Here is a 12,924-nt window from a genome sequence, read left to right on the forward strand (position 1 = left end):
TTGGAGCAACGGCGCTGACCTCGCTGTTGGACCTGGTCCTGACCGGGAACCGGGAAGGAGGAATGAGCGGGTGACGCCCCTGGACCCCCTCTCAAGTCGCTGCTTGTCTCTGGCAATCGCCGCCTTCTTGCTCTCGTTGTCAGCTCCGGCGCCGGCAACCGCCCAGACCACGGGTGCCATCGAAGGCACGACCATCGGCACGAACGGCTTTCCGATGTCCGGTGCGCTCGTGACGGTAACCGGCGCTGCCGTGAGCCAGGAGAGCGTCACGGGCGCGGACGGCTCCTTCCGGTTCGCGGATCTGGCCGCCGGCGACTACGTCGTCACGGCGATGCTCCCCGGTTTCCAGACGGCCGAGCTTCAGGTCACGCTCGCGGCGGGCGCCACGGAAGCCGTCCAGCTGACTCTGCAGATCGCCTATGTGCTCGACACGCTCAGCGTCGTCGCCGAGGAGCCCCGGATCTTCGCCCGCAACTTCGTCCCCGAGTCGATGATCCGGCAGCAGTCGAAGATCACCAACGTGACGGCGGTGGTGGACAACCTTCCCGGTGTCTCGGTCCAGGAGGGGGACGCGTACGGCTTCGACGACTGGTCGAGCAACGTGGCCGTGCGCGGCTTCCAGGTAACGATCAACGATGTCCAGATCGGCACCACCATCGACGGCTTTCCGAACGGCACCTCCGACTACTGGAGCGGCGCCAAGGCCAACCGCTTCGTCGACCCGATGAACCTCGCGAGCGTCGAGGTTTCACAGGGCACGGCCGACATCGCCTCGCGGTCCGTCGAGGCGCTGGGCGGCACGTTCAACTACCTCACGGACGATCCGGCGGCGGAGCGTGCCTACACCGCGTCCGCCACGATCGGCGAAAACGGCGGCGAGCGGTTCTCCATGCGGGTCGACACCGGACCGCTGTTCGGCGGGGAGACGCGCGCCTGGATCGCCGGGGTACGCCAGGAGGCGACCGACTGGATGGAGGGCTCCGCGAGGAACGAGCGGGAGCACATCGCCGCCAAGCTGGTTTCGTCGCACGGCCGCCTCGACCTGACCGGCTATCTCTCCTACGACGACATCCACGAGGACGTCTACCAGCGGCTCTACAGCGACGCCGACTTCAGGGCCGATCCGCGCTGGGACCGGCTGGTCGGCGACTGGCCCGGCGTGCCCTACCTGAACCAGTTCTACCGGCCCGGGTGGCAGACCCGCCGCCAGAACACCTTCGCCTACGTCAGAGCCGACTGGGCGCAGAGCGAACTCGGTTCGCTGAGCGCGGGCGTCTACTACCATCGCACCGGGGGCCGCGGCGACTGGCTGCCCCCCTACATCGTCGACGTCATCGATGACCACGGCGGACCGGAGTCGGAGCTCGCAGGGAATCCACCCGTCAGAGGCGGCACGCAGCTCGGCATCATCCGCTTCGTGGACGCCAACGGCGTCGCGGTCGGACCGACCCCCGGGTGCACGTCGTCCTACATCTTCAACTACTACGGTTCGGGCGGGCCGGAGGTCGACCCGGCATGCCATCCGGGCGCCACGGCGGTGCAGTCGTACCGCCACAGCCACTACGGCAAGGACCGCTACGGCCTGACCCTCGACGAGGAGTGGTCCGCCACCCTGGGCAGCGCCGGCAGCGCGCTCCGGGCCGGCATCTGGTATGAGGGCTCGCGGCGCCACCTGGGCCGGGACTGGCACCGCATGCTCGATCCCACGCTCAGCTTCAAGTGGGACTATCAGGCCTACTGGCACCAGTACGAGTGGGATTTCCCGCAGAACATCTTCAAGTGGTACCTGGAGGAGACGCTCTACGTGGGCCGGTTCGCCCTGAGCGGCGGCGTCAAGCAGTTCCTGATCGGCGTGTCGCGCGAAGACCAGTTCCATGCCGATCCATCGCTCGACATCGGTTCCGATTCGCAGCTGCTCTTCCAGGGCGGCGTCACTTACGAGACGCCGGTCGAAGGCCTCGACCTGTTCGCAGGCTATTCCGAGAACTTCAGGGCGATCGGCAGCACGCTGCTGGAAGTCCCGGGCCGGAGCCTGGAGCTCCTCGAGCCCGAGACCGCATCGAACATCGATGTCGGGATTCAGTATGCGGGAGAACGGGTTGCGTTGAGCGCTGCGTGGTACTCCATCGATTTCACGAACCGGATCTTCTACCTCGGACCGCAAACCCCCGCCGGTCCCAACTACCTCATTCCGGGAGGCGGGGCCTACTTCAACGCGGGCGGCATCGAAACAAGCGGCCTCGAGGTGGCCGCCACGGTGCCGTTGTCGGGGCAAACGTCGTTCTACACGGCCTTCACGTTCAACAACTCGGAGTACATCGGGTCCGGTGATCCGCTCGTCGACGAAAGCCAGGGCATCGTGGCCGGAGCCGACGTGACAGGCGTGCCGGCCCGGCTCTGGGTCATCTCACTCGACCGCAACGGGCCGCTCGGCGGCGGGCTTTCCGCAAAGTACACGTCGTCCCGCCGGGTCAGCCTGACCGCGGACTGGTACGCCGACGCCTACTGGACGGCGGACGCCTACGTCACCCTGAGGGGCGAGGCCCTGAGTGAGCTGCTCCGCTCGACCGAGTTCTCGATCGTTGCGACCAACCTGGGCGGCGCGGCCTATCTGTCGGCCATCACCGAGAACGCGGCCTGGCTGGGCGCGCCGCGAACGGTGTCCATGACCGCGACCGTGTCCTTCTGAAGGGGAAGGCGCGGAAGCGCTCTCCGCCGCCTCCTATTCCGCCTTCGTAGCGTGAAACGCGAAGATGGCTCCCTGCGGGTCCTTGCAATGGGCGATGAGGTCTCCGCCAGGCACCTCCATCGGCCCGTTCAGGATCGTTCCACCCCGCTTGACCACCCTCTCGGCCGTGACCTGCGCGTCCGGCACGCGAATGTAGGGAAGCCAGGCCGACACCGGCATCTCCGGAGGACGGTTGAAGATGCCTCCCAGCGGATGCGCGCCGCGGTGAAACTCCAGATAGGTGCCCGCCTCGCCCATGTCCTCGCGGCTGGCCTCGCGCCAGCCGAACAGCTCCGAGTAGAACGCCCACGCCGCCTCCCAGTCCGTGGTGGCGAGTTCGTGCCAGGAAAACTCGCCGATGGAAGCCGGGCCGTCGTGCCCAGGCGTCGCGTCCGACGGCTGGTACGCAGTGATCACGGCTCCCTGGGGGTCGGCGATGATGGCCATGCGCCCCACCTCGGGAATGTCGAACAGGTTCAGCAGTTTGCCTCCCAGGTTTTCGGCCTTCACGGCGCACGCTTCGGCATCCGGGGTCGAGACGTATGCAAGCCAGTGCGGCGGCGCTCCGGTTGCGGCAACCTCCGGTGGAAGCCGCATGAAGCCCCCGACCGGCATCTCACCGTTCATCCACACCGAGTAGGGCGTCTCGCTCCCCTCCCACTCCCTCGTCCCCCAGCCGATGACGGCGGCATAGAAGTCCGCGGCGGCCTCCGGGTCCGTCGTGAGCAGTTCGCCCCAGCAGAACCGTCCGTTCGGCGTTTCAGTCATGATGTCTCACAGGTTGGAGGGTCGCGCTGGGATGCGGAAAGGCCCGGCAGAGTATAACCTGCCCTCTTGCCCCGCCAGCGCGGCGAAACGCCCGGTCACGTCCTCGCCAGGAGCGTTCGGTGGTCATGAACGCCCGCGCCTGCCAATATGATCTTCCGTGGCAAAGTGCGGCTGGGGAAGCCAGGGGATCGGGTGCCGCGAAGAGCGGGCTGGCGGCGAAGCGCGGTACCTCTGCGATTCCGGGACCACCGGGGGGAGCACCTTGGATCGAATACCGAGGCTGATTGCCGGCCTGACCGGTTCGGCGGCGGCGGTCTTCTACCGCGTCGACCGGCACGGGCCGCCCCTGCCCGACGGCCCCGTGATCGTGGCGGCCAACCACCCCAACAGCCTCGTCGACCCGCTGCTGATCTTCCGCTGCAGCGAGCGCATCACGCGCCCCCTGGGCCGGGCTCCGCTATTCGATCGTCGACTGCTGGGACCGGCCCTGCGGGCTCTCGGAGCAATTCCCGTCTACCGCAGGCAGGACGATCCAGACGAGATGCACCGCAACGAGGAGATGTTCAGCGCGGCGATCGACGTGCTCCGGGGCGGGGGCGCGCTCCAGATCTTTCCGGAGGGAAAAAGCCACTCACAGACCCGGCTGGCCGAGTTTCGCACGGGCGCCGCGCGCATCGCGCTGCAGGCGGAGGAGAGCGCCGATTGGCGGCTCGGCGTGTCGATCGTCCCCGTGGGAATCACCTACTCGCGCAAGGAGCTGGCGCGGACGGCGGTGACCGTGCGCTTCGCGGAGGCGGTCGAGTGTACCGACCTGAAGGAGGAGTACCGGGCAGACCCCGTCGCCGCGGCGCAGAGGCTCACCGCGCGCATCGCGAAGGGGATCCGGCGCCAGACGCTCAACTTCGACCACCACCGCGACCGGACGCTCGTGGAGGTGTCAGAGCAGCTCTACGTGCGCCAGTCGCGCCGGGTGCCGTGGCGCAGGCGCGAACGCTTGGGAACCCGTTTCCCCCGCCTGCAGCGCTTCGCGAAGGGGCTCGACTGGGTCAGAAGGGCGGATCCGGGCGAGCATCGCCGGCTGACCGACAAAGTGGAGCGGTACGCCGCGCTCAACGCCGAACTCCGCGCGGGGGAGGGAGACGTGCCGCCCCGCTACAGCCTCCTCCCGGTGGTGCAATACGTCCTCGTGCGGGGGACCCTGCTGGTGCTGGGCCTCCCCCTCGCGGTGGCGGGACTCCTGCTCTGGACGCCGGTGACCCGGTTTTCCGGTTTCGTCGTGCGGCGCATGCGACCAGAATTCGAGGTCACGGCGACGATCAAGTTGCTGACGCTCCTGGCGGCGGTGTCCACAGCCTGGGTTCTGTGGGTCTTCATGGGCTACCTGGCAGGGGGGACGCCGGTCGCCCTGGCCGCCGCGCTGCTGGTTCCGATATGCGGCTTCGTCGCCATGTTCTGGGTGGAACTGGCTCGCGAGGTCGCTGAAGACACGTCCCTGTTCCTCAGGCTGCAGGGCCGACCCGATCTCCGCAGACGCTTCGCCCGGATGCGGTCGGAGCTCACCGCAACCTTCCGCCGGCTGGAGAAGCGCTGGCTGGAGGAGCGGCGTGCGGGTGGTGTACATGGGGAGGGCGGCAAAGAGAGGCGTCCATGAGACACATGCTGCAACTCCGGTTTGCTCCGCGGGCATTGGTCGTCTGCTTCGCCGTGCTCGCGCACGCCGCGTGTGCCGGGGACGCGCCGCCGAGGTCTTCCGCGGCCCTCGTCGTTGACAGCGCCGGGATCGAGATCGTCACCAGTGATGCGTTGGGCTCGGATCGACGGTGCGGGCTGGCCGACCGGCCGACCCTGTCCCTGGGCACCGTCGAGGGCGACGAGGCTTTCATGCTCTTTTTCGTCCGGGGAGCAAACCGGCTCTCCGACGGGAGTCTGGCCGTCCTGAACAACAGCTCTGGAGAGATCCGAATCTTCACCCGCGCGGGGACGCACCTGCGCTCCATGGGAGGCCACGGGGACGGCCCCGGCGAGTTTCGCATCGGCCGCTTCATATGGGTTCTCCCGGGGGACACGCTGTGGGTTGGCGACTACCGCCCGTGGCGCTACCACATCTACTCCGCTCGCGGGGCCTTCATCCGGACCGTAGACCTCGATCCTCCCTACCTGAACGCTTCGCGGGGCGGCGGAGTCCTCGCCAACGGCGTCTCGGTGAACGTGCAACGTCCCTTTTTGGGTCCGACAAACGATTTCCGGCAGCCCGAGCCCTGGTCTGTCGAGGCGCATGACGTGGATGGCACGCTGATGCGCGAACTCTTAAGGCTGGATGGCGTCCGACGGGGCACGTGGGAGGGAGCCGGCGTAATCATGTCCACGCTCTTCGACCCGACTCCGTCCATCGTCGCCGCGGGTGCGACGATCGCCATCTCCACAGCGCGAGAGCCCGAAGTGCAGATCCTGGATGGGGATTTCACGCTGCGCCGCATCGTTCGCTGGTCGGATCCGGACCGGGAGGTGACCGCCGCCCACATACGGGGGTATCGAGATGCCCTGGTGGAAAGGCGTGGCGGACGCGGCAGCGAGAACTGGAGCGCCGCCGACGAGTCCCTGGTGAGCGACAGGCGTCCAACGGCCGACCTGTTTCCCGCCACGGAAGGGCTCATGCTTGGCCGCGATGGCCGGCTGTGGGTCAGACGATACCGCAGGCCCGGCGACGACGTCCGCTGGATGGCATTCGGGTCCGGCGGCGAGTTCCAGTGCCACCTCACAATGGACACGTCGCTGACGGTCTACGAGTTCGGTGCCGATTATCTGCTCGCGGTACACATGGATGAACTCGAAGTCGAGCGGGTCGTGGAGTATGAACTGCACCCGTCGTCAGAGCCGAGTGGCTCGCAGCCGTGACCGCGCGTTCCCGCGCGATCGCTTGAGAAGCTGGTGTCCTTCCTCATCACTCGCCCGGAGGGGCCCGCCGTGCGCTCCCTGCGCCTGTGACACGCGCGTGCGCGTTGCGTCCGTTGCATCTCCGTCGCATTATGACAGACTGGTATCCCGTTTCGTCAGGTACGCATCAGGAGTCGACGGAGTCCGCGCGATGAGGCCAAACGTCAGCCTCGGCATTTCCGGTTTCTTCGGCGCGCTGCTGTTCGCCGGGCTGGCCGCGCTGCTGTTCGCCGTTCCCGCCTCCGCGCAATCCCCCGAAGAGTTCTTCGAGAACCGTGTGCGGCCGGTGCTGGCCGAAAGCTGCATGGACTGCCACGGGCGGTTGCGCCGCGGGAATCTGCGCCTCAACTCGCGCGAGGCGATGATGCGCGGGGGTGATTCCGGTCCCGCGATCATCCCGGGGGATCCCGACGGGAGCCTGCTCATCCAGACGGTGCGTCACGAGATCGAGGGGCAGGAGATGCCTCGCGACGAGGATCCGCTCACGCCGCAGCAGATCGAGGGGCTCATCGAGTGGATTCGCATGGATGCGCCCTGGCCCGCAGTGGCGGAGGGGGCGGAAGGCACGGAGGGGGCAGTGCTGGCCCTCGCCGATGAGGGCCTCTCGCCCGGCGCGCGCCTCTTCGTCGACCGGGTCCGCCCCGTCCTCGAACGCAGCTGTTTCTCCTGTCACACCGACGATGAACGGAGCGGCCTGCGGCTCGATTCCAGGGAGCGGATGCTTCAGGGAGGCAGTCGCGGCCCCGCGATCATCCCCGGCAACCCCGAGCAGAGCCTCATCATCGCCGCGCTCCGGCATGTTGACGAGGACCTGCAGATGCCGCGCAACGCGGACCAGCTGCCCGACACGGAGATCCAGGGCTTCATCGACTGGATCCAGGCCGGGGCGGAGTGGGCCGAGATCACGGCGCCGCTGGCGATCCCCAGGCGCGGAGTCACCGCCGCCGAACGCGACTTCTGGTCGTTCCGGCCGCTGGCCGATCCCGCCATCCCGGAGCCCGAACGCGCCGGCTGGGCCCACACCGACATCGACCGCTTCGTGCTCGCGAAGATCGAGGAGCAGGGGCTCGAACCGCTGGGTGCTGCAGGCCGCCGCCAGCTCATCCGGCGCGCCACCTTCGGCCTGACCGGCCTGCCTCCGACCCCCGAGGATGTCGAGGCCTTCGTCAGCGACACTTCGCCCGACGCGTTCGAGAAGGTCGTCGACCGGCTGCTGGCCTCTCCCCACTACGGCGAGCGCTGGGGCCGGCACTGGCTGGACGTGGCCCGCTTCGGCGAGGACGACACCCGCGGGCTCGCACCGGGCGGTTCGGGACGCGAGCGCTACCCCAACGCCTACATCCAGCGCGACTGGGTGGTCGAAGCCTTCAACCGCGACATGCCCTACGACCTCTTCGTCAAGGCGCAGATCGCCGGCGACCTGCTGGAGGAGGCCGAGCGCGAGCGCGCCATCCCGGCGCTGGGCTTCCTGGGGGGCGGCCCCTGGTACTACGACATCGCCGATCCGCCGGTGGCGCGCGCGGACGAGCGCCATGACCGGGTCGACGTGACCACGCGCGGGTTCCTGGGGCTCACGGTCGGCTGCGCCCGCTGCCACGACCACAAGTACGACCCCATCGGCACGCACGACTACTATGCCCTCGCGGGCATCTTCAGCAACTCCGACTATCACGAATATCCGATTGCGGAAAAAGACGAAGCCGAGGCCTACGAGAAGGAAAAGGAGTTCATAGACGGCCTCCGGACGAGTCTCAACGAGTACCTGAGCACCGAGGGCGAACAGTTGACGCGCGTTCTCTCGCTCCAGGTCTCGCGCTACATGATGGCCGCGTGGCAGGTGACCGGCAGGCCGCAGCTTCCGGCCGAGCGGGCCGCGTCGCAGGCCAAGGTCGACCTCGAGACGCTGCAGCGCTGGATCCGCTTCCTGGGCAAGGAACCGAGGCACTATCCGTATCTCGTCGACTGGCAGGAGATGATCGCGCGCGGCGACGCCGAGGAGGACGAAGCCCAGGGACTCGCGGACGCCTTCCAGCGCCTGGTGCTCGAAGTGGTCGCCGAGCAGGAGAAGCTCGAGGAGCGCAACCAGCGCATCATCGCCAAAGGCATGCCGCTCGAGGAAGTGAAGTCGACGCCGATGCCCAACGGCTTCGAGAGCTTCTTCGACCAGCACCAGCTCGAGCTCGAGACCATGGAGCGCGAGCGCTTCAACCTTTACTCCGACATCTTCCGCAGCGACCTCGACAACCAGTTGGACACCTTCTTCCCCGCGCCGGGGCTGTTCCGGTTCCGCGGATGGGGGCTCGAGCGGCAGCTCGGGCGCGTGGCGATGGATCACATCTCGGCCATGCGCGAGCGCATCGAGGAGCTGGAGGAGGAGCTCCCCGATCTGCCCTTCGCCATGGGCGTGGCCGACAGGGAGCCCGAGGACCTGACCGACATCGCGCTCCACATCCGCGGCAGCCCCACGAACCTCGGCGAAGCGGTGCCGCGCGGCTTCCTGACCGTGCTGGACGAGGAGGGCGCCGAGCCGTACGCCGAGGGAAGCGGCCGGCTGCAGCTCGCTGAAGCCATCGCCGCGCACCCGATCACCGCCCGCGTGATCGTGAACCGCGTATGGCGCTGGCACATGGGCACGGGCATCGTCGACACGCCCAGCAATTTCGGGGTGATGGGAGAGCGGCCCACGAACCCCGAGCTGCTGGAGTACCTGGCGTCGCGCTTCGTCGAAAGCGGCATGTCGATCAAGCAATTGCACCGCGACATTATGCTGTCGGCGACGTATCAGTTGGCGAGCGGCCGCAACGCGGGCAACGAGCAGATCGACGGGGCGAACCGCTACTACTGGCGGGCGGACCGCCGCCGCCTCGACGCCGAGAGCATACGCGACGCGATCCTCTCCGTGTCCGGCGATCTGGACGCGACCGTCGGCGGGCCTTCGAAGAGCCTGCGCGACGAGCAGAACAATCGCCGCACCATCTACGGCGAGGTGAGCCGCTTCCAGGTCGACGAGTTCCTGCAGACCTTCGACTTCCCCAACCCGAGCCTGTCCGCGGAGCGCCGCTACACCACCAACGTCCCCGGCCAGAGCCTCTACTTCATGAACAGCCCGTTCGTGCGGAGGCAGGCGGACCTGTTCGTGAAGAGACTGCTGGAGGAGACGGCTGACGCCGAGCTGGTTGCGGAGGATGGGGAGGAAGGGAACGGGCGTTCGGGCAATGGCAGCAACGGGAACGGCGCCAACGGCGACCACGCCAACGGCGCGGCAGAGGGCGACGATACCGACGATGCCTCCGTCATCTTCCGCGATCGTGAGATGATCGAAGCCGCATATCCGCTGCTCTATTCGCGGGATGTCACCGAGCCCGAGATCGCCGCGGGCATCGAGTTCCTCGAAGAGCGCCGGACCGCGTTCCTGGCGGAAGAGCTGGCGAAGCTCGAAGATGAGTCCGGTGACGAAGCCGAAGCAGATGCATCGGAGGCGGATGCGGGAGCTGCGGAGGTTGACGAGGCCAGGGAGGGTGCAGGGGCGAATGAGGATGAAGATGCCCGGGACGAGGGCGATGCGGGCGAGGACGCCTCGCCCGACGCCGCACCCGACACCCCCGAGCATCGCGCCTCCATGCAGGCGTGGATCCAGTACGCGCGAGCGCTGTTCAGCGTCGCGGAATTCAGGTTTGTGGACTGATGTCTGACCATCATCACGATCACCACGGCTGCGGCATGATCCACGGGGAGCCGCGCACGCGGCGCGAAGCCCTGAAGACCATGGGCGCGGGCTTCGGCATGATGGCGTTCGCGAGCCTCGTGGGGACGTCGATGCTCGAGGCCTCGAACGGGCTCGTGTCGTCGATGGGCACGCCGCTGCCCAGGCCCGATTTCGAGCCGCGCGCGAAGAACGTCATCTTCCTGTTCATGAACGGGGGCGTGTCGCAGGTCGACACCTTCGATCCCAAGCCGATGCTCGAGAAGTATCACGGGCAGCCCCTGCCGACCGGCGAGATCAAGACCGAGCGGCGCACCGGCGCGCTCATGAAGTCGCCCTTCAGCTTCAAGCGCTACGGGCAGTCGGGGATCGAGGTCAGCGAGCTCTTCCCGCACGTGGGCGAGTGCGCGGACGACATCTGCGTGATCCGCTCGATGCACACCGAGATCCCGAACCACGAGCCCTCGCTGCTCATGATGAACACGGGGCACATCCAGCCGGGCCGGCCCTCGCTGGGATCGTGGCTCACGTACGGGCTCGGAACCGAGAACCGCAACCTTCCCGGGTTCGTGGTGCTCTGCCCGGACCAGCCCACCGTCGTCGGCCCGCCGCTCTGGAGCAACGCCTTCCTCCCGCCCATCCACCAGGGCACCTACATCTCCGACAAGGTGCCGAGGATCGAGGACGACTTCGACCCGGAGCGCCTGATCCCCAACATCCGCGGCGAGGAGAGGAACGGCGACGGCCAGCGCCGCGAGGTGGACCTGATCGAGAAGCTGAACCGGCTGCACATGCAGCGCCTGGAGGAGGAGGATCCGCAGATCGAGGGCGCGATCCAGGTGATGGAGACCGCCTACCGCATGCAGACCGAGGCCCCGGACGTGTTCGACATCCGCGGCGAGAGCGAGGCGACCCAGAAGCTGTACGGCCCCGGAAGCACCGCACGCGGATGCCTGATGGCGGTGCGGCTGATCGAGCGTGGCGTGCGCATCGTGCAGGTCTATTACGCGAAGGGCGATCCCTGGGATGCCCACACCGACATCTTCCAGCACCGCAAGAACGCCCGTGACTCCGACCAGCCCTTCGCCGCGGTGATCAAGGACCTCAAGTCACGGGGCCTCTTCGACGACACCCTGGTGGTGTGCGGCACCGAGTTCGGACGCACGCCCGTGCTTGAGACGGGGGGCGGAGGCGCCGGCGGACGCGTGGTCAACGGCCGTGACCACAACCCGTTCGGCTTCAGCATCTGGCTGGCCGGCGGCGGCATCAAGGGCGGCATGACCTACGGCGCCACCGACGACTTCGGCTTCAAGGCCGTCGAGAACCCGGTCCACATCCACGACCTGCACGCGACCATCCTCTACCTGATGGGCATCGACCACGAGAAGCTGACCTACAACTACAGCGGGCGTGATTTCCGGCTGACGGATGTGGCGGGCGAGGTGATTCACGACATCATCGCGTGACCATGAGCCCGACAGCGTGACCAGAGGCTTTCTGCTGGCAACGGTCGCGGGGGCCGTCACGCTCTTCGTGGTAGGCGGCGTCCTTTACGGACTTCTGGAGGATTTCTTCGCCAACGAGGTTTCGAGGGCGATCCCCATCTGGTGGGCGCTGGGCCTGGGCCAACTCCTCTACGCCGCGGTCCTGACCCTCGTCCTGAGTTGGAGGGGTGTCGTCAGCGGCTGGGAAGGTTTCCAGGCCGGGGCCGTGTTCGGGGCTCTGCTGGGCCTGGGCATGGCGCTGATGGGCTACGCCACCATGGACGACGTGCAGACGCTCGCGACAGTCGGCGGGCACACCCTGATCGGGGTCGTGAACAACGGGACGGCCGGCGCGCTGATTGCGGTGGTGCTTGGCAGGGGTGGGGGCTGAGCGGCGCCGCTCGTCGAGGGGCTAGTGGGCGGCGCCCTTTCTGGCGACGAAGAACATCCTGCCTTCGTGCATCGAGCCCTCCAGGATGGGTTCGCTCTCATCCAGGGACTGCAGTTCTCCGAATCCGACCTTTCGCAGGAGGTCCCTGATTTCACCCTCTTCGTACCAGCGCTGAATCAGAGGGAAATCGGTCCGCACCCAGCCGGCATCCTTCAACTCGAACAGAGTGACATCCAGCCGTCCGGTCTTCTCGTTCGCGTCATGTGAAGATCGAACCGCGCAGACGTGATCGTCCTCGACGAATTCGAACGAGCCGCGCCACCTGGACCGGAAGCCCTCTGCCATGTTGAGGTCGAACACGAAGTAGCCGCCCTCTTCCAGGACGGCGAATACACTGCGAAACACCTGTTCCAGTTGGTCCAACTCCATGACGTGGTTCAGGCTGTCGAAGGTCGAGAAAACCGCCGAGAACCTGACGGGCAGGACGATGTTGCGGGCATCCTGGACGACGAAATCCGCGTCCGGGGCGTTCGTCCTCGCGATCTCGATCATCGCTTCCGAGCCATCCAGACCCATTGTGCGGTAGCCTCGCTGCGAAAGCTCGGCGGCAAGCTGTCCGGTGCCGCAGCAGAGATCCAGGACGGCGCATCCAGGCCGAAGATTCCCCAGAACAAGGTGTTCGAGGATCGGGTACGCCTTGGCCGCGAAGAAACCCCAGTGCTGATCGTAGACGCGCGCGAAGGGGTCGTATGCGTCGTAGCGGGTCACTGGATCTCCTTCAGCGGATGCCGGCTGGCTTGTCCCGACTCGCTCGATGCGCTCCCTCAGCCGCTGCATGGCTGTGGGTCCATCTACATGGCGGTCCTCCGCGACTTCGCTGAGAGCGGCATCGGCAAGTTGGCGAAAGTGCGCTCGC

General features: G+C 67.2%; 8 protein-coding genes. 6 read left to right on the top strand and 2 right to left on the bottom strand.

Annotated elements, in window-relative coordinates:
* The first annotated feature begins 70 nt into the window (after positions 1–70).
* A complete protein-coding gene (locus OXU32_15335) occupies positions 71–2,689 on the top strand; it encodes a TonB-dependent receptor (protein ID MDE0075328.1) in 2,619 nt (872 codons plus the stop codon).
* Positions 2,690–2,722: 33 nt separating this feature from the next.
* On the opposite strand, the gene OXU32_15340 is transcribed toward OXU32_15335, so the two are convergent.
* Positions 2,723–3,496, bottom strand: coding sequence for a VOC family protein (locus OXU32_15340; protein MDE0075329.1), 774 nt, complete (start codon positions 3,494–3,496; stop codon positions 2,723–2,725).
* A 262-nt stretch (positions 3,497–3,758) separates the two neighbouring features.
* On the opposite strand from OXU32_15340, the gene OXU32_15345 reads away from it, so the two are divergent.
* The 5 genes from OXU32_15345 (at position 3,759) to OXU32_15365 (ending at position 12,008) form a co-directional block, all read left to right on the top strand.
* Positions 3,759–5,147, top strand: coding sequence for a 1-acyl-sn-glycerol-3-phosphate acyltransferase (locus OXU32_15345; protein ID MDE0075330.1), 1,389 nt, complete (start codon positions 3,759–3,761; stop codon positions 5,145–5,147).
* The gene (locus OXU32_15350; protein ID MDE0075331.1) at positions 5,144–6,391 is read left to right on the top strand and encodes a hypothetical protein; all 1,248 of its coding nucleotides are present in this window, start codon (positions 5,144–5,146) and stop codon (positions 6,389–6,391) included. The genes OXU32_15345 and OXU32_15350 overlap by 4 nt, the downstream gene beginning before the upstream one ends.
* 190 nt (positions 6,392–6,581) lie before the next feature.
* Positions 6,582–10,115 (top strand): PSD1 and planctomycete cytochrome C domain-containing protein, encoded by a 3,534-nt coding sequence (locus OXU32_15355; GenBank protein ID MDE0075332.1) that lies wholly within the window; start codon positions 6,582–6,584, stop codon positions 10,113–10,115.
* Entirely contained in the window at positions 10,115–11,599 is a 1,485-nt protein-coding gene (locus OXU32_15360) for a DUF1501 domain-containing protein (protein MDE0075333.1), read from the top strand. The genes OXU32_15355 and OXU32_15360 overlap by 1 nt, the downstream gene beginning before the upstream one ends.
* A 16-nt stretch (positions 11,600–11,615) precedes the next feature.
* Positions 11,616–12,008 (top strand): hypothetical protein, encoded by a 393-nt coding sequence (locus OXU32_15365; protein ID MDE0075334.1) that lies wholly within the window; start codon positions 11,616–11,618, stop codon positions 12,006–12,008.
* Between the two features lie 21 nt (positions 12,009–12,029).
* Here OXU32_15365 and OXU32_15370 read toward each other — a convergent pair whose 3' ends face one another.
* On the bottom strand, positions 12,030–12,776 hold the full coding sequence (locus OXU32_15370; GenBank protein ID MDE0075335.1) for a class I SAM-dependent methyltransferase: 747 nt from the start codon (positions 12,774–12,776) through the stop codon (positions 12,030–12,032).
* Between the last annotated feature and the right edge of the window lie 148 nt (positions 12,777–12,924).

It is taken from the genome of Gammaproteobacteria bacterium, assembly GCA_028819075.1.
Lineage (GTDB): Bacteria > Gemmatimonadota > Gemmatimonadetes > Longimicrobiales > Gaopeijiaceae > BD2-11.

What these genes read in the sequence shown, in the direction of transcription:
- OXU32_15340 (MDE0075329.1), bottom strand. Translation starts at nt 3,496, where the DNA reads ATGACTGAAACGCCGAACGGACGGTTCTGCTGGGGCGAACTGCTCACG.
- OXU32_15350 (MDE0075331.1), top strand. Translation starts at nt 5,144, where the DNA reads ATGAGACACATGCTGCAACTCCGGTTTGCTCCGCGGGCATTGGTCGTC.
- OXU32_15355 (MDE0075332.1), top strand. Translation starts at nt 6,582, where the DNA reads ATGAGGCCAAACGTCAGCCTCGGCATTTCCGGTTTCTTCGGCGCGCTG.
- OXU32_15360 (MDE0075333.1), top strand. Translation starts at nt 10,115, where the DNA reads ATGTCTGACCATCATCACGATCACCACGGCTGCGGCATGATCCACGGG.